The sequence below is a fragment of the Hyphomicrobium sp. genome, assembly GCF_020852195.1.
Lineage (GTDB): Bacteria > Pseudomonadota > Alphaproteobacteria > Rhizobiales > Hyphomicrobiaceae > Hyphomicrobium_C.
This window is the reverse complement of sequence record NZ_JADZBI010000169.1, coordinates 1-22,913: the sequence shown is the minus strand read 5'-3', so window position 1 is coordinate 22,913 and position 22,913 is coordinate 1. Positions and strand designations below refer to the sequence as shown.

The window sequence follows — 22,913 nt, the reverse complement described above, 5'->3', positions numbered from 1 at the left end:
CTTTCCAGATATCCGATGGCTCCGCTGGGTTTGCGTTCGATCTGGACGAGGCTTTTCAGGATTTTAGGGGGCGCGGATAGCGAGGGGCGGTAGGCGTAGTAGTGACCGTGAATGTCGCCCATGCCTTCGGGCGGCGCGGCCCCTATGAAGTCGTAGAGCTGATAGTAGAGTTCATCCGATCCGCTGACATTTCTGCCGCCCGCCAGCGCCCGCACGTCCCAGAGGTTTCGTTCCGCTATGAACTGGATCAGGACGTGAAACTGGTAAGCCGGGATGCTTGAATAATATCTGTGTGCGCATCGCGGCTCGGCGGCGATAAACGCCCCGGCGAGCTTGAAGAAGTCAGGCTCGTCCGCGTGCGCGGCGCGCTCGCGCAGAAGGAAATCTCCGATCTTGGAAATGTATGTGTAGAGCGTCTTGCGGGAGATGCCCGGAGCCGCGCGCCTGCGCTTGCGTTGCTCTCGTCTGGCTTCGTCGAAGCGGTCGTGAAGCGCCGGAACCACCGGATGAAAGCGGTGCGCCTTGGCGACCACCAACAGCGCCGCGATCAGAGTGTTGAGCGAGTAAGGAACGGCCATGACGTGCCCGGTCTGTTACACGGAATCGGGACAAGTTTGCACGCCTCGTGACACCGGGAAATGAAAACGAGATGTCGTCTGCGCCGATGCTGCTGCCTCCGCCGCCCCCGAATGGAGGACAGAATAATCATGCCCGCTACCGCTCCCTCCCCCTTCGCCTCGCATGAAGCCACGCGCAAGACGGTGGTCATGGCCACCGACTTCCAGCTTGGCCGTATCTCGCATGTTGCGCGCCTATCCATCGCAGCCGTCGCGGAAGGCTTCTCGCGCCGTGAGTGGCCGAACGCTATTGCCGATGCGGTCTACGGCTTCGAGGGCACGATCTATTTCGCGGATGGCCGCAAGTTCGAACCCACGGATACGGAGGTGGACGATACGTTCGCCGATCCGGACTTCCGCTGGATCTCGGACTTCCTCGCCTTCGCGGACGTGCCGCCCCGCCAGCGCCCGCAGCGCCGCACACTGGCAAGGCTGCGGCTGATCGATCTCTACTTCCGCATCAAGTATCCCGAGCGTGCGCGGCTTATCGCGGAATAAAGGAAGCGCCCGGCTCTCAAGGTCGGGCGTTTCGTCTTCGAAAGTCGCAGTAGCAGCGCGGAAGCTGAAAGAAGTTTATTTGTGTACGGAATAAGTGTAGAATGTAAAGAGTTGGAGTTTTTCCAGCCGGGGTGTCGAAACCCTTTATATGACGCGGCTGGCATCAGCCGTGATTGGTGCGTCTTCTTCATACCCACGATGGCGAAGCGCGCCATGGATGTCGCTTCTCGGTAATCAGACCGGGAGGCGGCAGTGTATGTTCAGGCTCACTGCCTGCACTCGCGCTTCGGTGCGGTCAGGTGCGCGGCTAAAGACTGCCGCACCGTTGTCGTCATATAGCGGTTTCGAACTCCCGGTCACCAGAGCAAGGCTCTCGGTGGCCGCTTCGCTTTTGACGAACGAATTTGTGAGGGGGAGTTCATGCGTTCAATCATTGCCATCGCCGCTCTGTGCGCGGCACTCAGTTCCAACCCGGCCGTCGCGCAGGAGCCGACCAAGTCAGAGGCTGTGCGGATTGAAGTCGATCAGAAGGCCAAGGCCTTCATCTTCATCATCGACGATGAGCCGGTGGCGATGCTGGACAAGAGCGGGCTGCGTGTCGTCAACAGCATCGAATACGGCTTCACCCTCACGGATACAGGCCCGGCGTACATCAAAGATAAAATCGAACAACGCGGCAAGGAGGTTGCAAATGATTAGAGCCCTCCTGACACTGCTGGCATTTTGTACGCTGATCGCCCCCGCGCACGCCGCTCTGGACGGTTGGGACAACAAGCCCGGTGATCCCTGCACCGCCGCGGAAGAAGGCCACACGCGGCGCAACGCCAGCGCCGATCTTGACGGGTCGCAAATCACGCTGATCTGCGACGGTTCGCAATGGCAAAGCGCAGGCAGCGGGATGACGGTTATGCAGGGACAAGAAGATCCCGGGCCGTGCAGCCCTGAAAAACACGGCGTTATCAGGTTTAATTCGGATGACGATCCGCCGTGGCAGTACTGTGACGGAGGTTTGACGTTATGGCTCCCTTTTAGATTTCCCCAGTGTCAGGACGACGATGCTGGGGATTGCATGCTGGCGGCCAGCCGCATTGGCAACGACCCGCAGTTCAAGCCCAGCTCCATTCGCTGCGGCGACAAGCTCTTAGGCGTAACAGGGACATATGGCAGCGGCTCGTCGAACGCTTTTGACTTGGCGGATGTGACGGGCGCGGAATTCAACACGCTGATAACGGCACCCGCTGTAACGATCAACGGCATCGCCGCAGGCTGTCCGGGAGAGGTCTTCGTCTCAGGAGAGGGCAGCCCGCAGATTTCAATTAATGGCGGCGCATGGACTTCTTGGGGAGCGATCGCCAATGGCCAGACGCTGGCGGTGCGCCTCACTTCGGGCGGAACTTTCGGCGTCAAGCGCACTGCGCTCATCTCCATCGGTTCCACCGACGCGGAATGGAGCGTTACGACCATTCAGGCGGATACGACGCCCGACGCCTTCACCTTTACTGATCAGACCAATGTAGCACTGTCTACGTTGACCACATCGAACACGATTGCGATATCGGGAATCAACACGAGCGCTCCGGTATTCGTCACCGGTTCGGGCGCGGAGATTTCGATTAATGGCGGCGCATGGGGCTCGAGCGGCACGATTTCTAACGGAGAGACACTACAGGTCAGATTGACCAGTTCTCTCACGCCAGGCGCAGAAATGACGGCGACGGTGAATGTTGGCGGTGTCTCCGACATCTGGTCAATCACGACCGTGGGACCGGATACGACTCCCTCGGCGTTTGTATTTCTGGATCTGACTGATCAGGACCTCAACTCGCTTGTGGAATCGGAAACGATCACGATCAGCGGAATCAACACAAGTGCGCCTGTGTCTGTGAGCGGAGACGGGTCCCCGCAAATCTCCATCAACGGCGGCGGGTGGGTAACGTCCGGCACGATTGCCAACGGCCAGACCTTGGCTGTCCGCCTTACGTCCGCCAACGCCTACATTACCGCCAATACGGCCACTGTGAATGTCGGCGGTGTCACCGATAACTGGAGCGTGACGACCAAGCCCGACTGTGGCGGCGCAATGGTCGGCGGGTATTGCTGGTATCTCGGCGCTGCTAATCAAAGTTGCACGACGGTATGCGATTCCCATGGCGGATATAACGAGGCTACCAAGACTTACGCCGGGAGCGCCGGAACCAACGATAACTGCAACGCCGTACTGACGGCGCTCGGCGTAACGAATATGAGTTTCAGTACGTATTGCAGCACGAATTGTGGTTCGGGCTGCCTGCAGCACACAAGCTCGAAGCGGTATAGAACGACCTCGGCGACAACGGCAGGTGCGAAGTACAGCGCCTACAAACGCGCCTGCGCCTGCAATGGTTGAGTTTCGTGCCGTTTGGTCTTTGTTCCTTCTTCAGTGTCCGGAACACACTAACTATTGTCTGTCCAACGGATTTCTGAGCAGATAGCGCCTGTAATCCTCATACAGCCGCAGTTCCGAATGAGCGAACGGTTTCGCGCCGGGGATGAAGGTGGCGAGGTCTTGCTTGGGCGCGCGCGGGTGCAGGCGTGGGATGGCTTCGCTCAAGTGAGCGATGAGATCGGTAACAGCGTCGTCATGCTCGCGCAGCGCCACATCGCGCAAATCGAGAGCGCAGAGCAGGCGCACGATTTTCTCCGTCACGAAATGTCGTTCTTCCACCGGACAAGACAGGCGCGGCGCGTGACGCTGCCGATGGCGTTTGAAGCGGCGGCTGCATAGCAGGGCATGGTGCAGGGCGGGGATGTCCTCATGCATTAGGATGCGACCCGCTTGCCCGAAGCGTTCCGGGTGCGCGATGGCCGCATCAGCCAGTTTGCCGCGCAGGGTGCCGTAGGTCGCGCGGATGGTCTTGGCCGTTACATGCGTTGTTGGCTCCAGCGCCGCGATGGGAAGCGCATGGGCATACCCCCGCAGAATGCGCAGGAATTTGTGCTCGGAGAGTTTGGCTCCGGCGACATAGCGATTCCGGGGCTCGGTTCGCGCACACGTTTTTTGTTTTTCGATCCTCCCCAATCCCCGCGCTCACACTCGCCTCGTGGTTGATCGCATGCACCTGTTCTTCCCTTCGATTTTGCAGAAGAACGGCGCTTTTCGTTATTGTCTCACCATGCGCTGAGCGAGCGAAGAGCAACCGAAGGGTGCGATTACGCGGGTATTCAGGGCTGCGGCCAACGGGCCGCCAACAACAACAAGAAAAGGAGACTTGAGTAATGAGTATCTGTGAACGCTGCGGACGCGACGTCTGCAAACCCTGCGCCTTCAAACCCGTCAACGATAACAAGCGCACCGTCGTCGTCGCCAGCGATGCCGAGCTGCTGCGCCGCTCGCACTTCCAGCGGCTGGCCACGGCCACAAGAGCGCTTGGCATCTCCCGCCGCGAGATCCCGAACTGGATCGCCGATACGATCTGGGGCTTTCGGGGGCGCATTACATGGCCGGATGGCAAGCCGTTCGAGGTGGGAGATGAGGATATCGATCTCGCCTTCAACGATGATGGGTCGTTCCGCTGGCTTTCGGGGTTCATGTATTTCGACGACACCGATCCCAAGCAGAATCCGCAGCGCCGTATTCTGAACCGCCTGCGCCTGATCGACCTCGCGTTCCGCATCTCGAACCCCGTGCGCGCCGGGTTCATCGCGAAGTAGCGCCACGTTTTTCCCGGAGTTTTCCCAGCCAGCCTGCCGCTCCTGTCTAGCTTTCTCGCAATTGATCGTGCGCCCGCATAGCGCCGGGCGCGCGATCCCCGCGAAGAAAGGACCGGCCTACCCATGTTCAATCCCAAAGACCATCAAGGAAAGCGCCAGCAGGTGTTCATGAGCTCCGTCGAGGCGCTCGCGAACCTGTTCGCCCTGCTGGCGACATTCCTCCTCACACCCGAGATCTACGCGCGCACGGTTCACTGGATCATCGCCTACACGGCCAGCCGCTACGGCGCTGGTTTCGAGGAACTCACCAGCATCGTCTGGTTCGCCATGACCGGGCTGCTGGTGTTCTTCACCGCCCGCGCCACGCTTGCCACCGCCATCGTCGCGGGCGGTCTCGCCCTCGCAACCCGTTTCGTCTGATCCCCCTCAACAAAAAGGGAAACCACCATGTCACGCACCCCTGAAGTCATCATCAACAAGCCGCTCAAGCTGGCGCACGACTTTTTCAAAGGCATCGCCATCCTGTTTGGCGGCCTGATGCTGTTCGCTCTGCTGGCGGGCGGCAACTTCGTGCCCGCGCTCCTGCTCTGCGTGGCCAGCGCCTACGCGGCCTCGAAGATCAAGTACACGCTGGTCAAGCAGGTTGAAGTCGGCGGTTACAAGCGTGTCTAGCCCGCCGGAAGGGGGCCGCATCGTTTGCGGCCCCTTTTCTTATTCAGAAGCGAGGGAGCCGTGGGATGCAAGGAGAACAGTTCAACGAGCACTTCCGCTTCGGCAGCGCCGGGTGGGCCGATGAAGTCCAGATGCGCGCGGCGGGTTTGTTCGCGGAGCGAGGCCTACCCATAGGCTTTATGGGCCGCCGGACGCTCTGGCTGGAGGGCGATGCGCCGCTGATCACCTTCGGCGGCGCGGGCACGGGCAAGCTCACGACGGTTATCGGCCATGTGATGTGCGCGGCTGCCAACCGCTCGGGTGTAGTTCTCGATCCGCGCGGCGAGATCGCGGCTACGTTCATGCCTGCGTTGACGCGGGCGCGTATCGAAGCGTTCTTGTGGAATCCCTACCGGCTGCACGGCCTCCCCCATCATGCCTGCAATCCGCTGGCTGTGATCGATCCGGCCAAGGATACGTTCCATGCCGACTGCAAGCTGGCGGCGCAGGCTCTGGTCAACGTGACCAGCAAGAGCGACGGCAAGTATTTCGAGCAGCGCGGCGGCAGTTGGGTCGAGGCGTTCCTCAAATTCGATGCGTCGTTGCGGGGCGGGACGAGCCTGCCGAGGCTTATGCGCATCGTGAACGCCGTCGAATCCGGCAGTTCGGAGTGGCCCGCCATTCTGGAAGGCATGGTTGCCTCCACCTTTCCCGATCTGCGCCGCACGGCGGGCGAGATGATTACGAAGCAGCAGGATTCCCCGCGCGAGTTCGGCTCCATCATGGGCGAGATTTACGCAGGCCTTTCGTTCCTCGACGATCCGGCGCTCCGCGATGCGTTGGGCGAGGCTGATTTTTCATTGGAGAGCATCTGCGGCTCCGGCGCGCCCAAGGCCCTTTTCCTGATGATCCCGGCTGAGTATCTGCAACAGGCCAGCCCGGTGCTGCGGTTGTTCCTGACCGCCTGCATGCTGCACAAGACGCGCCAACCGGACTCGCGCCGTCTTCTGATGCTGATCGATGAGGCCGCGCAGCTCGGCCCCTTCGAGACGCTGCAACGGCTCTATACCTACGGGCGCGGCATCGGCATCCAGCCGTGGACGTTCTGGCAGGATGTGGGGCAGATCGCCCGCAATTTCGGGCCATCCGGCGTGAGCACGTTTCTGGCGTCATCCCAGATGCGCCAGTTTCTGGGCGCGCGGGATTTCGACACCGCGCGGCTGATTGCGAACATGCTCGGCAGCGAGACGCTGGAATACGACGACAAGCGCATGCAGGACGAGGCGCGCCGCCAGAAGCGTCAGGCCGTGCAGCGGGCGATGACGGGCGAGGATGTGCCGTCTGCCGTGATGGAAGCCGCGCATTTCGGCAAGCTTGAACGGATGAAGACCAAGCAGCAGCGCAAGCTCATGACCGAGGACGAGGTGCTGGGCTTACGCGGCGACCGGCAGGTGCTTTTCATCTCAGGGGCGGAGCCGCTCGCCGTGCTGGCGGAGCGGCAGCCCTATTTCGAGCGTCCTGAGTTCGCGGGGCTGTACTTACCCAACCCGTTTCATCCGCCATACGAGAGTGTGCAGGTGATGGGACGCTGGGGGAAGAAGCGCCTGCGCGTCATTCGTGAACCCGTGGCGAAGGAATTTTCGTCTTTCGCCCAATATCGGAATGGAGATTGGGCATACGTAGAGGGCTTCAAACCAACCTGACACGTAAAGGAGATCAGACCATGAGCAACGAAACCAAAAGCAAATCCCCCACGCACATCGCCTATCAGGTGCGCGAGGGCGACGACCAGAAATCGTACTTCAACCGCATCGGCGCGGTGTGGACGCACAAGGATGGAGAGGGCTTCAACATCCAGCTCGATTCCCTTCCTGTGGACGGCAAGGTGACCGTGCGTTCCGTGCAGGATCGCATTCAGGAGGCCAAGGACAATGCGCGCGACGGGGATCGCCGCGATGAGCGCCGCAGCGAAACGAGCCGTTCCGGCAGGGAGGATCGCCAGAGCCGTGACAGCGCTCCCCGTTACGAGCGGTGAGTAAGGAGTTTGGCCGAGCCGCCTCCGGTGCCGTGACCAAGGCGGAACTCGACCAGCGTATCGCAGCCCGGCCCAAGCCTCGGGCCGAGCTGCATCTCACCCCGAACGGGTGGGAAGCCACGGAAGTGCGGCGGCAGATCGATCAAGCCTCCGAACGCCGCATCCGTCATATCGATGAGCGCCTGAAAGCAGCGCGCGAGAATTTTAAGACCGGCCACGCCCGCGCCCTGCAGCGCGGACGCGCCAAACAGGATTTCGACCGGGAGCGGTGAGAGCGCCCCGGTTTTCTTCATAAGGCCAGCCATGACCCGCTTCACCAAGCTGGACGCCATCCGCAAACATCTGCGGCTTGAACCTGCGCCGGAGGCATCGCCAGCGCCCAAGCCCGCTCCGGCAGACGTGGGCAAGCGCGTCCAGAAAAATCTCTCTATCCTTGAACGTGATGCCGAGCGCCTATCGGCGCTTGCCAAACGTGACGGCCTTTCTCAGGCACGGCTGCTCTCGGCGGCGCTGGATGCGTATGAAATATCAAACCCCGGTGTTCGGTAGATCGACGACCGCACAAATCACGTACAGTGCCCTCCGCCGGGGGAGCGACATATGGACGATGCAGGAAAGCTGACCGACCTTGAGAAGGTCGCCATTGATTCCGTCATCAAGCGTCAACAGAGTCTGCTGGACTTGATGCGCCATACCGACATTCGATCTCAGCAGCTTACGATAGCCTATGCGGGCTTTATGGGAGCCGGATTGCTGTTCGTTGCTAGAGACCCGGCTATCCCCGTGCAATTTGGCGCATTGGCCGCCTTGTCGATGCTGGGATACGCCCTGTCGCTGGCGCTTTATTCGGCGTCTGTGCGGCATGGTATGCCAAGATCGGCCTTGCCTCACGCGGTGGCGACTACTGGTTGTGGGCGCTTGAGCCACACAACAGGCCCAGAGCAGTCCCTGAATTTCTGGAGAACGCCGAAAAGCAAATGCGCGACAACGAGGAGATTCAGATTCGCGCTGCCAAGTTTCTCAAACGCTCCATGGCTTGCGGATTAGTCGCCGCGCTCGCAGCTTCCGCAGGCTTTATAATGCTCGTCGCCAAAAGCCTCTGCGCCTGACAAGCTGCTACTTGCGTTGGATGGGAATCCCCAGATCCTTGTCAATCCGCCGATCTGTCGGCGGTGGCGACGGCGGCGGGGGAGGAGGAGGCGGAATCTTCGGTTCGTTGCCGTTACCCATACGGCGCTCCCATGCGTGCGAATCGAAATGCAATATTGGGAATATAGCGTCGGACGCGATCTGCGGCTCCCCAGAAACTCTGAGGAATAGGGGAGTATCCCCCGACTGGCTGCTCCATCCATGGTCTTCTGGCAGCACCAATCTTGCCGGGAGTTCATCGTCTTGGGAGTCTTTCTTTCCACCATCGGCATCTGTGCTGCCCTTGTGCTGTGCGCGGTATCGGCGGCGATGAATTATCTGTTCCTGTCATCGCTGGGGAAGACCGCGCTGGAGGGGCAAGTGCTGGGCGCTGCCTCGGCTGCCGCTGATGTTCTGAAGGCGCTGCTGCCGTTCTTCATCGCGTGGAGTTGGCAGGCGCGGCGCATTGTGGCGGCGGTGGCGGGATCGCTCGCCTTCGCCTTCATCGCCGCCTTCTCTCTCCTAAGCGCCATAGGCTTTGCCGCTGACAATCGCGGCTTTCTTGTTGGAAGGCGGGATGAACGGGCCGGGGCATACGAACGTGTGCAGCGCGATCTGAATCTGCGAGAACGTCAGCGTGCGGGCCTCCTGCAATCGCGCCCGCCCGCCGTCACCCGGCAGGAGATCGAGCGCCTCCGCCAGAACCGGCGCTGGAGCGCCACCAAGTCCTGCACGAACGCCACGGAAGCCGAGAGCCGCGATTACTGCGCGGGATACTTTGCCCTGCGCGCAGAACTAGCCGCCGGACAGGAAGAAGCGCGGCTGTCATCCGAGATCGCGGCACTTGAGGTTGAGGCGGAAAATCTGCGCCAGCAGGGAAGCGGTCTGGACAGCGATCCGCAAGTGACGCTGCTCGCCCGCATATCCGGCCTCGGCGCAGAATCCGTGCGCCTTGCGCTGACCATGGCCGTCGCAGTGCTTGTCGAGATCGGCGCGTCGCTGGGCCTGTTCCTTGCCAGCGGTCATTCTGCGCCTGAGCGAAGGGCCGGGCCGGACAACGATGCCGCAATCGGCTCCGTCGAGGATTTTTGTCTCGCAGGCCTCGTGCCTGCCGCGAAGGCGGCGTTAGCTGCGGAACAGTTGCAGGATGGCTACCGCGCATGGTGCAGGCGGGAAGACCGAACGCCGCTGCCGTCCGATGCGTTTACATCCGGCTTCGCCGAACTCGCAGGTGCCGCTGGAATCCCGCGCTCACCGGGCGGGTGGCGCGGCATTGCCTTGAAACATGACAAGGCTGCTTTAGATATGGTATCCTGAGAAAAAGGATAGATGATGCCGACACTTAAAGACGACAAGCCTGCTCCGGAGGAGCTTACGGCTGAACAGAAAGAGCGCACCGACGCCGAATACATCGCGGTGGTGAACAAGGGCCTTGCCGCTGCGGTGAAGGAAGCCGACGAGGGCAAGCTGATCCCCGTCGAGGATGTGTGGGCCGAGCTGGGCGTGGAGAGCGCCGGGCGTTGAAGGTCGTCGTTACGCCGTCGGCCCGCGCCGATCTCCGGGCCATTCACAATTACATCGCCGTAGACAATCCGCCCGCTGCCAAACGGACGCTGGCCCGCATCCGGCGCGCCGTGGAAAGCCTTGGCACATTCCCTGAGCTGGGGCGCGCTTGGGAAGGTGGCCCTACCCGCGCGCTGTCCATCGCGGGCATCCCCTACCGTATCCATTACCGCGTGCGCGAGGACGAGCTGCAAGTCCTGCACGTCTATCACACCGCACGGATGCCGCCCGACATATCCGGCGAATAGCCCCGTTATCGTTCCCTGCTCCAATCGCGCCCGCGAGGTTTCGGAGCCTTCTGCCCCTCGCGGAGCCGTTGCAGGCGTTCGTCCATCGTCGGGCGCTGCGTTTGTCCGGTCGGTTCTCTCACAGGTTCAGGCCGTGCAAGCTCCCGCGCCTTCTGCTGATCGGTGCGAAGTTCCTTCAGCAGCGCGGCATGGCGGTTCCGGACGGATTTGATTTCCGCTTGCAAAGCCTGCCGATCCCGCATCTGCGCATCGATAAGACCTTGACGCTGAGCGCGGTCGCGGGCCAGCGCCAGATACGCCTCGCGCTCGTTCTGTTTCCGCAGTTCGGCATGCTCGCCAGTAATACGGCTCCATACACCTTTCACGCCCTTGTCGAACCGTGCGGCGCGCTCGCGGGATTCGTCCGCCCAGCGTTCCTGCTGCTTCCCTTGGAGATGCACGCGTTCCTGTCGCTGCTGCTGTACCATCGCCTGGCGCTTTGCATCGAGCGGTGCCAGATCGCGGCGCTTTTGCTCGTCGGCCTCGCGCATGTGGCGCTTGAAGGTGGCCGAGAGGTCTTTGGATAGCTGCGCCTTGGCCTCGGCCACACCCGGAAGCTGGTCAGGATCGCCCAGCCGCGCCCGCACGTCTTTGGTTTTTTTGCCGGTGTAGCGGGCGACGGACAGCACTTCGCCTTCGAGCGAGACGACGACATGGCCGCGCCGGTCGCCCTTGGCCAGCGTGAAGCCGCGTGATTTCAGCGCCTGCATGAAGGCGGCTTTGGAATCCGACACGGCCCAGCACTCCTGCATCAGCTCCTTCAGGTCGCGGGCATCGCGCCCCATGCGTTTGGATTGCTGCCATTCCTTCAGTGTGAAGTTGCGCGGGTCGGCCTCGCGGCTGTTCATCAGGCCGCGCGGCATCTTCCATCCGTTTTCCAGATACAGCTCGCGCGAGAGGTCACGCAGCTTGAGCTTGTAGTGTGAGAGCTGGCGGGCCGTCATCGTCTCGGCGTCGATCCGGCTCCAGACAGCATGGGCATGCCGCCTTCCCTCCTTTTCGTGGAAGACGACGATGCGGGGCTGGCCTGTGAGGTTGTTCCGCTCCTCGATCCGGTCAATGGCGTTCTCAAACGTCTCAACCGGCACGCGCTTCTGCGGGGGCGGGTTCAGGGAGACAGAGAACAGAAACTGCTTGCATTTCGTGCCCCGGCTGGCGGCATGGGCCTCTTTCAGCGCACCTACAATGTCATCGGAGACGAAGCCCCGGATTTCATGGATTTCGATATGCTCGTTGTCCTCGGTCTTCATCAGGTGAAGGCCGAGCTGCTTGCCGCCGCCGCGCTGTGAAGCCTTGAGGATCATCCGGGCTTACCTTTCCCGGACGCCGAGGCCCTTCATGAGCAGCGATTTGATTTCCACCAGCAGCCGGTAGATGTCTTGGCTGGCGCGTTCGTCTTCCGCTGGAAGACCCGCAAGCTCTGCCGCGCGGCGTTGTTCCCTGAGCGCCGTGGCGATCTGGCCGAGCTGCATCAGCGCCGTTGCGAGGGCGATATCATCCTGTGAGGGCTTCCGGGGCTGCCTTGGGGCGTTGTCGTTCGCCGGGAACAGGACGGCCCGCAGATAGGCTCCCACCTGCTTTCCGCGTGCGCGGCGCTCAAGCTCCGCCCGCTGCTCAAGAGAACAGCGCAGGGAGACAACGCAGCTCGATGATGATGTGCGATCCGGCATTCCGCCACAATGCCACGCGCGATTGCGCGGATTGGGCGGAAGCTGAATCGGAGCAGAAGCCCCCTCTACGGATCGGGAGAAAATGCCACGTTCGCGGCCTCCAGCATCCTTGTATATTCCGCCAGTTCATCGGCCAGAGCGTTCAAATTTAGTCCCTCCAGGCCCGCCAATTTTGGCTCAAGCGCCCATGGCGCTCCGCATGGGGCGGTGCTCGCCCCAGGTCTCTTTCGCAATTGGCCCCTCGGGGCTCCGCCAGCAGCTAATTGCTAATTTGTTGGAAATGTTTATAGAAAGTCGCGCTGCTCAGGCACGCGCGGTCGCGCGGGAAGCGTGTTGCAACATGGGCGGTAACATGGCTCACATGAGAGTCCGTGTTCGCTCGTCCAACAACAGCGCAGGACGAACTGGCAGCCCTCGCCATCTCACAAGCGGGATGGATTTCCGCTGGCGTACGCGCGGTTCGACGAGCGGACTTTTGTCCGTATCCGCACGGGCATTCGGATCGCATCGTCGAGCGAAGCGAATTGACCTAAAGCGCGAAGCCTTTTGACGCCTTGTTGGCGCCGGAGTCTTGCGAGACATTTTCATCCGTCCATTCATTGCTCTCCGGAATGAACGAGGGCGCAAGTCGATGTTGGTTCGTTGTTTCGCGCTGATTGCTGCGTTGTCATGTTTTTGTTGTTCGGCTCCCGCGTTGAGCCAATCATTCGAGGAAAACGAACCGGCGGCAGCCGAAGAGGCGCCCGGGGCATCCGACGAGGCATCGACCGATCGTGAGGCAACAGAACCCCCCGCGCCGGACGTTGCCGCTCTTGAAGCCGAGGTTCGGCGGCTCGAAGCGAAGGGGGGCAAGGTCGTTGCCTACGACGAAGCCCTATACAATCTCTATTTCGCTTATGTGGCGGAGGTGCGCAACGAGGAGGCGGTCGCCACGGCGCGCAAGCTCTTTCGGCTGAGAGAGCAGGATGTTGGTCCGACGGACGATGCCACGATCGTGTCGCTGCGCTGGCTTGCCGAGTCGCTCGAGGTTACGGACAGCGGCGTTGAAGAAGCCGATCGACTCTTCGAAGAGGTGCTGAACCGGCTCGCCCGAAAATCGAAGCGAAGGGTCTCGGCAGAGATCGCTGAGCTGGACAAAGTCCTGGCCGAGACTTCGCCGACATTCGCGCTGAGAACGCTGGAGAGGCAGACCGACATCGTCGAGAACAATCGCCGGTCTTTCGACGGGACATACCTTCGTGCCCACCGGGTCAAAATCGCGAAGTTCATCGACAAGAACGCTGCGGATGCCGGCCCGTTACGCGAACGTGCCGTCGCCCTAGCCCGACGTGCATGGTCCGTCCACGAGGCCTTTGTCATTGCAGAGTGGAATGCCTATCGCGAGAACGCGGACTCGTGGAATGGCGACAGCGCGCATCCAGTGGATGCACTGGTCGAATTCTATACGGATCGCGTGCTTGAGAGGGACGGCGGCCTCTTCGGCTGGCTGCTTGGGAGTGGTCTCTATGACGAATCGATGGCGCCGCAGGAAGTGGCGCGACGCATTCTCGACACGTTGCCTCCCGTTGTCGACGCTGAGCTCAAAAGACGCAAAGGCACGGACCTCAATTCGACGCTTTTGCTCACGATTGTCAACGCCACAGCCCAAGTGGGCTCCTCGGCCGACCGAGGAGCACTTGACGCGGCGGCGAGACTGCTTTTGCCGGAGAACCTCGGTGGGTCTGGGCGGTCGCCACTCTCCATCGACGAACTCAACGCGATCATAGCGGCTTACGACGTCGTGGCACCGGGCTCAATTCCAGGCGTCGTGGCGGAACGTGATCGTCTCGCGGTCGAGGAAAACTCGGCAAAGGAGCTTCAGGACGCACTGCGGGAATTTGCGCATCCCTCCGGTGAGGAGCCCGACAGCAAGATCAAGGCGCGCACCCGGCTCGGAGACCTCCTGGAGAGCCGCGCGAAAGTCCTGGGAGAAGCTTCGGAGGAGTTCGTCGACTATGTTCATGCAGGGGTGAGCGGAGCTTTTTCTTGGGATGCCGATCCGATGCTGGAGTTGGCGGAGTTTCTGTCGGAGCGGTTCGGCCCCCATTCGCGCGCGTCCTTGAGTGTCGCCAGCCAAGCACTCTACGCCCTGGTGAGCGCCGGTCGCGAGCGCGAAGCCGTGCGCCTCGGAATGCTCATCGAGCCGCAGGCGGAACAGGCCTTTGGTCTCAACGATACGCTCACGCAGGGTATCGTCGCGCAAATGCTTGGACCTACGCTCAGGGTCGGGAGCACGGCGGATCAGAAGAACATTCTCGAAAAAGCCGAGCGGCTGGACGTCACGCCCGACAACAACCTGCTTCATGACCTCGTGGTCAATGGGGCTACCGAGGCTGCGCTGCGTCTTCTTTGGAGACGGATCCGTAGTAAGGATTCAGGGGGTTTCGATAGCATCGCCGAGAACTACAGCCTTATCGAGACGATCGGGTCCGACTCGGATCGCACGGCCTATGCCCAAGTCGTCGAGGCGGATCTTCTTCAGATGCTGAGCAAGACGCCTGATCCCAGAAGTTGGCTGGGCACGGAGGGGGAGGCTTATTTCCGGTCATTGCGCCCGAGCTTGCTCGCGCTTCCGAAGGTGATCGCAGGAGCCTGCGACAAGGGGCAAGAGGCACGAGACGCAATCGCCGCAAAGCGAACGCAGTGGTTTCGAAAAGGTATCGAGGACGACCGGCGCAAGTTTACCTATCTCATCATCTCGGGCTTCGAGAAGCTTGTCGAGAGAGCGACGATAGATTGCTTTATTCGGGGCGGTCGCCGGGCTGATGCAACCCGCTTGATCAAGCTGTCAGCACGAACGCAAAGCGATGTCGACCTCGGATTGCGGACGCTCGCGGGTCTTAGATCGGCTTTGGTACTCGCCTCCGCGTCCGATTGGACGGGCGCCGAACGCGAGCTGACGCTGCTTTTGGACGCGCAAAGGATGCTGGCGGAAAATGAGGCAAAGATGCAGGCGGATGGCGGCTTTGCACCGCCGGTTGCGCGCAAACCTTCGTCCGCAATTCCGATATCCGGCCTGTTGGATTCGCTTGCCGCCATACAGTACGCACCCGATCTGCGCGGCGAGCAGATCCTGCCCGTCACCTTCCTCAAGTCGCTTTGGCGGGCGAAAGGCGCTGCGGCTCCGCGCGAAGCACTCGACAAGGCTTTTCGGTTGGCGCAGCGCACGGAGCTCGGCGCAGCCGCCGCGATCGCGAAAATGGCAGCCCGTGGCCTGGGCGGGCCTGTGCTCGCGGAAAAGGTGCGAAAGCTCCAGGATATCGAAGCCCAGATCGCGAACCTGCCGCTGAAGAGCGGCGGCCTGAGCGATGGCAAGGCGAGCGAGCTTGCATACGAGTATCGCGTCATCGATGCGGAGATCGCGCAGGAGTTTCCCCGCTACTACGAGCTTGTGAACCCGCGCGCCCTCGCCATTGACGAGGTCCAGAACCTGCTCCTTTCCGACGAGGCGCTGGTCCTGACCATTGGCGCGCCGGCGCTGCTGTCCGCACCGGAGGAAACCTTCGTCACCGTGGTTACGAAGACGGAGGTCCGCTGGACGCGCACGGCGCTCGGTCCGGAAGCCATCGCGGTTGAAGTGTCGGCGTTGCGATGCGGTCTCGACGAAGAGGAGTGGGCCACTGCGACGAAGGCCCGTCGCTGCGGCGAGCTGCTCAAACTTAACAGAAACCCCGATCCATCCGATCCCCTGCCCTTCAACGTCGGCCGCGCACATACGCTCTACAAGGAGTTGCTCGGCCCGTTCGAGCGAATGATCAAAGGCAAGCGACTCCTCATCGTCGGATCGGGAGCGCTGACCAGCGTGCCCTTCAGCGTGCTCGTGACAGAAAAGCCATCAGCTCCTTTTCTGCGCAACTTCGAGCAGTACTTCGGCGTTGCGTGGCTCGCAATGCGGAATGCCCTCGTTACGCTGCCTGCGGTGTCGAGCCTTTCGTCGCTGCGCCAACAGACCGAGAGCACGACCTTCGCGTCGGCGCAGTATGCCGGATATGGCGATCCCGTGCTCGCCGGAGACGACCGCATATGCCGTACGGTGAAGGCACCCGACGACTGTCCCTCGCTCGAGCCGGCTGCGCGCGTCGCGTCGACCTCGATAGAGCGAGCCACTGTTCGCGGGAGCGGCGCACGGCGTAGCGGCGGCGCCAATGTCGAGGACGTCTTCGCTTCGGCCGGGGACACCGTGTCGATGCGCGATCAAATCCGCGCGCTCTGCCCGCTGCCCGACACGGCCTACGAGATCAAGTGCGTCGCCAAACGCTTCTCCAATCCGCATTTGGGGCTTAACGAAACCGCTACGGAAGCGGATCTCAAGAAGTTGAGCGCGAGTGGACAGCTCAGTCAGTACCGCGTCCTGCACTTCGCGACACACGGCCTTCTTGCCGGAGACGTCCAACGGATCACGCGCCGCCAGGGCGAGCCGGCGCTGGTCCTCACGCCGCCGGAGAAGCCTGCGGATGCATACGACGATGGCCTGCTGATGGCGTCAGAGGTGGCGGCCTTGCAGCTCAATGCCGAGTGGGTGGTTCTCTCGGCGTGCAATACCGCGGCCGGCGACAAGATCGGTGCGGAGGCGCTCTCGGGTTTGGCCCGCTCGTTCTTCTACGCCGGCGCTCGCTCGCTCCTGGTATCGCACTGGCCCGTCTACTCCGATGCCGCCGTACGCCTCTCGACGCGCGCGTTCGCGGAGCTCGACGGCGATACCTCGATCGGACGCGCCGAGGCGCTTCGGCGTGCGATGATTGCTCTCATGAGCGACCTTACGCAGAAGGACAATGCGCACCCGGCGGTTTGGGCGCCGTTCGTGCTCGTCGGGGAGGGAACAAGGTGATGTTGCGCTTGGGGTCTTGCTCGCTTCTCGCTTTGCCCGTGTTGTTGTCAGGATCCGCAGTTGTCTTCGCGGAGCAGGGTTCGTCGTTTCGGCCCGCTCCGGCGCAGGAAGAGGATTACGTCCGCGGCGAGCTTTCTCGCATTGTTCGCGAGGACGCTGCAAATCGCGCCAAGGCCGAAACGGCACTCAAGGCGCTGGATCAACCCGAGTCGTCGCAGGTGGGGCGTCAAGCGCGCAACCGCCGCGAGCGTGGCGCGCGGCGCATCGTCAACGGCATTCCCTCCAGCGCACATCCCGCCGTTGTCGCCGTGCTCAAGGGCGCAACGCGCGAGACCGCGAAGGCGTGGTGTACGGGCACGCTGGTCGGTTGCGACAAGGTTCTTACGGCAGCCCACTGCGTGGCAAACGACCCGTCCCCGTCTTCCTATCAGATTTTCTTTCAGGAGCTCGGATTCTTCGCCGTCAAATCCGTCGAATGGCCAAAGGAGGACTACAAGTTCCCCTATTTCGACCTCGCGATGCTGACTCTCGAAAAGCCGGTTGAAGGCATCGCGCCGATACCCATCAACTGGAGCACGCGTCCGCTCGACAACAGCGTCGCCACCATCGTCGGGTTCGGACGGACGGGCGGCGCGCGGCATGACTACGGCATCAAGCGCGAAGGAAGCGTACGCACAGCCGCATGCGCGGGACCTTACGCCAAGATCCCGCTCCTTTGCTGGAAATTCGACGCCGACGTCATCTCAACCGCTTCCGCGCAGAACACATGCAATGCCGACTCGGGCGGGGGCGTCTTCATGCGCGATGATGACGGCGATCGCGTTGTCGAGAAGGTCTTTGGCGTCGTGTCCGGTGGGATCGACGCGGAGTGCATGAAGAAGGATATGAGTTTCAACGTCGATGTTTCGCGGTTCAAGAGCTGGATCGAGAAGGCGGGCGAGGGACGGTTGTCTCCGGCCATGTGCGGGGCACCTCTGTGGACGCGCAGGGTGGACCAGCCCAAACGGGCAACCATCACGATCGGTCCCGGCCAGGACGAGACAACCTTCGAGATCGATGTGCCCGAACAGGCCAAGGACATGCGCGTTTCTATCAACGCGGAGGACAACGGCGCCGGCTCCAACGCGTTTACTCTCGCGCTCGACAACGGAGAGGCGGGGGGTGCTGCGGAGGATTGCCTCGGATCGCCGCAATTCGCGTCCTGCGCCGTCTCCCGACCGCGCTCCGGTCCATGGCGTATCAGGATCAAGCGCCAGAAGGGCCAAGGCCAGCTCCAGGTCACGGCCATCATACGGAAATAGCGAGCAGGCCTAGGGAAAGGGACGCTGACCTGGCGCACCAAGTCAGCTCGCAGCCAATCACGCTGCCCCGTGTGGCGCGACCGATGGCACAAAAAAAATTGCCGCCAGAGCGATGGCGGCAATTTAAGCTCTAAGGGTTGGGGCTGAGCTTACTCAGCCGCGGTCGATGTTTTGTTCACGGCGGTTGCGTCCTGGACAACTTGAACAGGCTGGCTTTGCTGCGAGGCGGATGCCTCGGTGTTTGCCGTGCTTTGCGGACGCTCTGTCGGAGACGAGGCCTGGACGTTGGACTTATACGGGCAGGCCGACACCGCCGTTGCAGAGAGCGCAAGGGCGGCAGAGATCACCAGTGCACGCATCATAGCTGTAACCTCATCTTCTTTGCGCCATTGCTGGCCACGAGAACTCACTCTAGCGCAACAGGATCCCCAACGGTAACCCAAAATATGTCCGCATCACGTCCGAGGACTGCGCGGAGGGCGCTCTGTGGCGACCACCGGCGGCAACGGGCGGGTGGCTACGCGTGTCAGGGGTATCACAAGCGCCGCGCGGGCTGGCGTTTCGCTTTCGCTCTTGTAGGTATTGGGCAGTTGCAGTTCAGTGTCTTCACTCGAGTTTCGGAGTGTGCGTATGCGCCTGCTTGTGCTTGTTGGCATGTTGAGCCCGGGAATCCTCAGCGCGTTTTCAGCCGCCCATGCGGATACGTTGCGTGCAACGCCCGGTGATCGCGCAGCCATCGAGGCTTGCCTGGAGTTGGTTCGACAGAATGTGGAGAAGGAGGCCGAAGGGCCGTTGGAGGATGAAGCGGCCGGGCCGGCGGGCCGTCTGGCCGCGGTGGCGAAGCAGGTTGCGACGCAAGCAGAGAGCTGCATTGGAGCGGTCACCATTCCGTGCCAGCAGGAGCCCGGCGGCTTTTCGACGGCGGGCATGGTGGAATGCAACACGCGGGAGTGGGCGGTTTGGGATGAGCTCTTGAACCGCGTCTACAACGAGTCGCTGAAAGATGCTCCGCAGAAACTGGCGACAGCGTTGCGGGACACGCAGCGCGCGTGGCTGCAGTGGCGCGAAAAGAACTGTGGGCTCTCCGCATTGGAGAACGAGGGAGGCACAATCATTGGCCCCCTTCATACGGCCTGCATGCTGGATGCGACGGCGCGGCAGGCGCTGTCGCTGGAGCATCGCGAGTAGGGCCGCTCGGGAGCGGGGCATTCAGTGCGGGCAATGACCCGGCCGCGCATCCCGACTGGATCCGCTGCAGGCCTCTCAGCGAGTGCCTGCAGGGTGCGCTTGAGAAGCAGTTCAGCGTGTTCAGCGAGCTTTCCCCGGATGCACTCGAAGAGACGAACGTGCGCGCGCCACATGGAAGCTACGCTTGGCATCCTTTGACTCATTGTCACACTCCTGTAGTGTTTCTGGGTGCTGCCGACGCGTTATTTGATCGCCGCTGCTTCTCTGGCGCGGGCGCTGCCTCGTGTCGGCACGGCTCTCCCTCGGCCTGTTCAGACCCTCTTTGGCCTCGATGCGATAGTCATCGCGGCCTTCCTTGGATTGCATGCGGCGGGGTGGTCAGCAGGGCATCGCGCGCAGTGGCTGATGCTGGACGTCGACCATTCGCTACCGGAAATACTGCTTTACGGAAAATGGATGGCGGTGCTGCTCCTGCTGGCCTGGGCGGCGCGGCGCGGCGGCGGGCCTCTTTGCACGGCGTTGGCGGTGACCTTCCTGATCATCCTGGTCGACGATGGCTTTCGTATTCATGAAAGGGGCGGCGAGGTGCTTAGCGAGGCGTTGCGGCTGGAAGGGGTTCTTGGCCTGCGTCCGCGCGACGTTGGCGAGCTCATCGTGTGGGCGGGACTGGGGACGGCGGTTCTCTTGAACCTCACGGTAGGTTTCGCAATGGCTACTCCTGGCGAGCGTCTTGCTGCGCGGCCAATGCTGCTCACCTTCGCGGCGCTGTTGGTTGCAGGCATCGGGGTGGACATGGCGCATGTGCTTGTTGCCGGCACAGTGGCCAATCATCCGCTGGAGAAGCCGGTGAATGTGCTGATGGTCCTGCTCGAAGACGGGGCGGAGTTGCTGCTGGGGACCGTGGCTGTGTGGCTTGCGATGCGCCAGGGGTTCGCTGCTTCAGTGCCCGCGCAAGGTCATTGCTGAAGGCACAACTGCTTAATCGTAGAAGTAGGAGATGCCGACGTCGAGGGCGGCGCAAAGCCTGATGAGGTCTTCGGCGCCGGCGCGGCGGCGCCCTGCCTCGCAGGCCAGGACCTGGTCAGTCTCGAGGCCAATGATGTCGGCGAGGGTTTCTGGGCTCATGCCCAACTCGGTGCGGCGCGCGCGGATGCGCCAGCCGACCAGCGCGTCGATTGATGTCATGGCATAACCTGGTGGTGCTCCCCGGCGGCCATTCTTTCTGACGTGCGGTATTGGGGAAACGTCTCATCGCGTCTAGGTCAGTGAGGCGACGGCGCGCCGCCTTCGCCGATCACCACGAACGGAGCCCAACGGGTGGAAATGCGTGGTGCGAAAGCAACTGTGGCGTGTCGTTGCCTGCAGTTGCCCGGCGGCGGAGGGTGCTTTCCGGTGTGCGCAGGACGAAGGGCGGTGCATGAAAAATGATTCAGCCCAGAAGCGGGGGAGCTTGGGGACTGAAATGGTCCGGATCGTGAGGGAAAACGTCCGGTTTGGCGGCTCTGGTGACTTGGGGGGAGGGAGCCGCGAACAAATAACATTGCGATCGGTCGGGAAGACGTTGATTCCAATTAAATTATTGGTGGTCCGCCGATTGAATGCCCCTCCTTTGAGGCTGCGGAAGCCCATGTTTTTGAAAGCAATTTCCGCATGGAACAATCTCCAGCGTGCATCGTTGTCGCACCAGACATTCATGGAGGGGCTGATGCCTGAGATCATGCCGACAGGGGTTGTTGATATGCCACGTCAGCCAGCGGCGCTGCAGGGGATCATCCGCAGGAAAGGGATCGACGACAACGACAGTTGGCTCGACGACGAGATTTTCCAGATCAGGGAAGAAGCAGAGAAGCCGTGGCATCCGGCCGACGATTTCAGCAGATGTGAATGAAGCGATCACATCCCTGGATCGGTCAAAGCGGTTAAGCGCCTCACAAAGGCAGAGGAATGGTGTCGCGAGGCCGCCAGGCCCCGCGCGGGACGGTGTCGCCGCAAAAACCGAACGACATATCGACCTCTGATTACTTAGGTAGGCAATGCCGATCAAAGCGGTCTAGATGCGTTTATGACAAAAATATGAAATTATGACATTGAAACAATAGTTTGAAATTTTAAGATGTTTTCGCTTTCTCGTTTCCAATTTCATTGACTGCTTGCTGAAGCGTCATTGAGTATTGGAGTGCGTTTATAGAAAGAATAGAAGAAAATATTGGTAATGGCATTCCGGCCCCGTTGTTAGCGTCAACTTGTCTCTGCTTCAAACTGGGGTCTTGCAAATGTCGAAACGAGCGTTGTTCGCGGCAAGCATTGTTATGGCTGGCCTTTTTGCGGTACCGGCCGCTGCCCAAACTGAAATTCTGAACGTGTCCTACGATCCGACGCGGGAGCTCTATCAGGAGTTCAACGCTGCCTTCGCGAAGCACTGGAAGGAGAAAACCGGGAAGGACATCTCGATCAAGCAATCGCATGGCGGCTCAGGGAAACAGGGGCGGGCCGTCATCGACGGCCTGGCGGCCGATGTCGTGACCTTGGCGCTCGCGTATGACATCGACGCCATCCACGAAAAGGGCGGGTTGATACCCAAGGATTGGCAAACTCGTCTTCCGAACAACTCCTCACCCTACACCTCGACCATTGTCTTTCTCGTGCGCAAGGGCAATCCCAAGGGCATCAAGGACTGGGGCGACCTGGTCAAGGACGGGGTGCAGGTCATCACGCCCAATCCCAAAACGTCGGGAGGTGCGCGTTGGAACTATCTCGCCGCGTGGGGGTATGCCCTGCGGTTGCCGGGCGGTACGCCGGAATCGGCCAAGGAGTTTGTGACCAAGCTCTACAAGAATGTCCCCATTCTCGATCCGGCGGCGCGTGGCGCGCTCACGACCTTCACCGAGCGCGGCATCGGCGACGTGTTCCTTTCATGGGAGAACGAGGCCCATCTCGCCACCAAGGAACTCGGGCCTGACAAGTACGACATTGTCGTTCCGGACAGCTCCATTCTGGCGGAGCCCCCGGTGACCATTGTCGATGCAAACGTCGACAAGCGCGGCACGCGGGAAGTGGCGCAGGCATATCTCGAATACCTTTACACGCCGGAAGGTCAGGACATCGCGGGAAAGCACTACTACCGTCCGACCGATCCCGCAGCGGCGGAGAAGTACAAGGATCAGCTCTCCCCGGTAAAGCTTTTCACCATCGATGAGGTTTTCGGGGGCTGGCAGAAGGCCCAGAAGGAGCACTTCAGCGACGGCGGCATTTTCGACGATATCCACGGGAAGTCATAGTCATAACGACGGTGCGGGAGGCATTCATGTCCTTACGCACCGCTCGCGCAAAGTTCACTTCGCGGGTGATGCACGCATGACCATCCGTCAAGGAGTGACGAGTAGGCGCGGGAGGCCGTTTGTTGGACATAGGCTCGATG

25 protein-coding genes are annotated in these 22,913 nt (G+C 61.4%); 19 read left to right on the top strand and 6 right to left on the bottom strand.

What is annotated here, in order from left to right:
- Positions 1 to 578, bottom strand: a 578-nt coding sequence (locus IT540_RS14515) for a hypothetical protein (protein ID WP_291179305.1), incomplete at its 3' end; no start/stop codon positions are given.
- Positions 579 to 707: 129 nt separating this feature from the next.
- Between IT540_RS14515 and IT540_RS14510 the strand changes: the two genes are divergently transcribed.
- From IT540_RS14510 to IT540_RS14500, 3 genes are all read left to right on the top strand, one after another.
- Entirely contained in the window at positions 708 to 1,115 is a 408-nt protein-coding gene (locus tag IT540_RS14510; RefSeq protein WP_291179303.1) for a hypothetical protein, read from the top strand.
- Positions 1,116 to 1,535: 420 nt separating this feature from the next.
- Entirely contained in the window at positions 1,536 to 1,814 is a 279-nt protein-coding gene (locus IT540_RS14505; RefSeq protein WP_291179301.1) for a hypothetical protein, read from the top strand.
- The gene (locus tag IT540_RS14500; RefSeq protein WP_291179299.1) at positions 1,807 to 3,501 is read left to right on the top strand and encodes a hypothetical protein; all 1,695 of its coding nucleotides are present in this window, start codon (positions 1,807 to 1,809) and stop codon (positions 3,499 to 3,501) included. The genes IT540_RS14505 and IT540_RS14500 overlap by 8 nt, the downstream gene beginning before the upstream one ends.
- Before the next feature lie 51 nt (positions 3,502 to 3,552).
- Here IT540_RS14500 and IT540_RS14495 read toward each other — a convergent pair whose 3' ends face one another.
- Positions 3,553 to 4,173, bottom strand: a complete 621-nt coding sequence (locus IT540_RS14495) for a hypothetical protein (protein ID WP_291179297.1) — start codon at positions 4,171 to 4,173, stop codon at positions 3,553 to 3,555.
- 197 nt (positions 4,174 to 4,370) lie between these two features.
- On the opposite strand from IT540_RS14495, the gene IT540_RS14490 reads away from it, so the two are divergent.
- The 5 genes from IT540_RS14490 to IT540_RS14470 all read left to right on the top strand — a co-directional run bounded on the left by IT540_RS14490 (position 4,371) and on the right by IT540_RS14470 (position 7,491).
- Positions 4,371 to 4,805: a hypothetical protein gene (locus tag IT540_RS14490; RefSeq protein ID WP_291179295.1), complete on the top strand. Its 435-nt coding sequence runs from the start codon at positions 4,371 to 4,373 to the stop codon at positions 4,803 to 4,805.
- A 123-nt stretch (positions 4,806 to 4,928) separates the two neighbouring features.
- Positions 4,929 to 5,225 (top strand): hypothetical protein, encoded by a 297-nt coding sequence (locus IT540_RS14485; protein WP_291179293.1) that lies wholly within the window; start codon positions 4,929 to 4,931, stop codon positions 5,223 to 5,225.
- A 27-nt stretch (positions 5,226 to 5,252) separates the two neighbouring features.
- Positions 5,253 to 5,477, top strand: coding sequence for a hypothetical protein (locus IT540_RS14480; RefSeq protein ID WP_291179291.1), 225 nt, complete (start codon positions 5,253 to 5,255; stop codon positions 5,475 to 5,477).
- Between the two features lie 65 nt (positions 5,478 to 5,542).
- Positions 5,543 to 7,159, top strand: coding sequence for a type IV secretory system conjugative DNA transfer family protein (locus IT540_RS14475; protein WP_291179288.1), 1,617 nt, complete (start codon positions 5,543 to 5,545; stop codon positions 7,157 to 7,159).
- Positions 7,160 to 7,179: 20 nt separating this feature from the next.
- Positions 7,180 to 7,491, top strand: coding sequence for a hypothetical protein (locus tag IT540_RS14470; RefSeq protein WP_291179286.1), 312 nt, complete (start codon positions 7,180 to 7,182; stop codon positions 7,489 to 7,491).
- Here the strand turns inward: IT540_RS14470 and IT540_RS14465 are convergent.
- Entirely contained in the window at positions 7,479 to 7,811 is a 333-nt protein-coding gene (locus tag IT540_RS14465; RefSeq protein WP_291179283.1) for a hypothetical protein, read from the bottom strand. The genes IT540_RS14470 and IT540_RS14465 overlap by 13 nt on opposite strands.
- On the opposite strand from IT540_RS14465, the gene IT540_RS14460 reads away from it, so the two are divergent.
- The 5 genes from IT540_RS14460 to IT540_RS14440 all read left to right on the top strand — a co-directional run bounded on the left by IT540_RS14460 (position 7,795) and on the right by IT540_RS14440 (position 10,430).
- A complete protein-coding gene (locus IT540_RS14460; RefSeq protein WP_291179280.1) occupies positions 7,795 to 8,040 on the top strand; it encodes a hypothetical protein in 246 nt (81 codons plus the stop codon). The genes IT540_RS14465 and IT540_RS14460 overlap by 17 nt on opposite strands.
- A gap of 51 nt (positions 8,041 to 8,091) precedes the next feature.
- Positions 8,092 to 8,538: a hypothetical protein gene (locus IT540_RS14455; RefSeq protein WP_291179277.1), complete on the top strand. Its 447-nt coding sequence runs from the start codon at positions 8,092 to 8,094 to the stop codon at positions 8,536 to 8,538.
- Positions 8,539 to 8,841: 303 nt separating this feature from the next.
- Positions 8,842 to 9,936 (top strand): hypothetical protein, encoded by a 1,095-nt coding sequence (locus tag IT540_RS14450; protein WP_291179274.1) that lies wholly within the window; start codon positions 8,842 to 8,844, stop codon positions 9,934 to 9,936.
- A 15-nt stretch (positions 9,937 to 9,951) separates the two neighbouring features.
- Positions 9,952 to 10,143 carry a hypothetical protein gene (locus tag IT540_RS14445; protein WP_291179271.1) on the top strand — a complete coding sequence of 64 codons (192 nt, stop codon included), beginning with the start codon at positions 9,952 to 9,954 and terminating at the stop codon, positions 10,141 to 10,143.
- Positions 10,140 to 10,430 (top strand): type II toxin-antitoxin system RelE/ParE family toxin, encoded by a 291-nt coding sequence (locus tag IT540_RS14440; protein WP_291179267.1) that lies wholly within the window; start codon positions 10,140 to 10,142, stop codon positions 10,428 to 10,430. The genes IT540_RS14445 and IT540_RS14440 overlap by 4 nt, the downstream gene beginning before the upstream one ends.
- Before the next feature lie 5 nt (positions 10,431 to 10,435).
- Here IT540_RS14440 and IT540_RS14435 read toward each other — a convergent pair whose 3' ends face one another.
- The gene (locus IT540_RS14435) at positions 10,436 to 11,773 is read right to left on the bottom strand and encodes a relaxase/mobilization nuclease domain-containing protein (RefSeq protein WP_291179264.1); all 1,338 of its coding nucleotides are present in this window, start codon (positions 11,771 to 11,773) and stop codon (positions 10,436 to 10,438) included.
- A gap of 6 nt (positions 11,774 to 11,779) precedes the next feature.
- Positions 11,780 to 12,043: a hypothetical protein gene (locus tag IT540_RS14430; RefSeq protein ID WP_291179262.1), complete on the bottom strand. Its 264-nt coding sequence runs from the start codon at positions 12,041 to 12,043 to the stop codon at positions 11,780 to 11,782.
- A gap of 790 nt (positions 12,044 to 12,833) precedes the next feature.
- Here IT540_RS14430 and IT540_RS14425 point away from each other — a divergent pair.
- From IT540_RS14425 to IT540_RS14410, 4 genes are all read left to right on the top strand, one after another.
- A complete protein-coding gene (locus tag IT540_RS14425; protein ID WP_291179259.1) occupies positions 12,834 to 17,006 on the top strand; it encodes a CHAT domain-containing protein in 4,173 nt (1,390 codons plus the stop codon).
- A gap of 218 nt (positions 17,007 to 17,224) precedes the next feature.
- Complete coding sequence (locus tag IT540_RS14420) at positions 17,225 to 18,307, top strand: trypsin-like serine protease (protein WP_291179257.1); 1,083 nt, start codon at positions 17,225 to 17,227, stop codon at positions 18,305 to 18,307.
- 630 nt (positions 18,308 to 18,937) lie between these two features.
- Positions 18,938 to 19,495 carry a lysozyme inhibitor LprI family protein gene (locus tag IT540_RS14415; RefSeq protein WP_291179254.1) on the top strand — a complete coding sequence of 186 codons (558 nt, stop codon included), beginning with the start codon at positions 18,938 to 18,940 and terminating at the stop codon, positions 19,493 to 19,495.
- 405 nt (positions 19,496 to 19,900) lie between these two features.
- Complete coding sequence (locus IT540_RS14410; protein ID WP_291179252.1) at positions 19,901 to 20,461, top strand: hypothetical protein; 561 nt, start codon at positions 19,901 to 19,903, stop codon at positions 20,459 to 20,461.
- A gap of 12 nt (positions 20,462 to 20,473) precedes the next feature.
- Here IT540_RS14410 and IT540_RS14405 read toward each other — a convergent pair whose 3' ends face one another.
- Complete coding sequence (locus IT540_RS14405) at positions 20,474 to 20,680, bottom strand: helix-turn-helix transcriptional regulator (RefSeq protein ID WP_291179249.1); 207 nt, start codon at positions 20,678 to 20,680, stop codon at positions 20,474 to 20,476.
- Positions 20,681 to 20,912: 232 nt separating this feature from the next.
- Here IT540_RS14405 and IT540_RS14400 point away from each other — a divergent pair, with 232 nt between their 5' ends.
- Positions 20,913 to 21,383 carry a hypothetical protein gene (locus tag IT540_RS14400; protein WP_291179246.1) on the top strand — a complete coding sequence of 157 codons (471 nt, stop codon included), beginning with the start codon at positions 20,913 to 20,915 and terminating at the stop codon, positions 21,381 to 21,383.
- A gap of 421 nt (positions 21,384 to 21,804) precedes the next feature.
- Positions 21,805 to 22,773: a sulfate ABC transporter substrate-binding protein gene (locus IT540_RS14395; protein WP_291179307.1), complete on the top strand. Its 969-nt coding sequence runs from the start codon at positions 21,805 to 21,807 to the stop codon at positions 22,771 to 22,773.
- Positions 22,774 to 22,913: the final 140 nt, after the last annotated feature.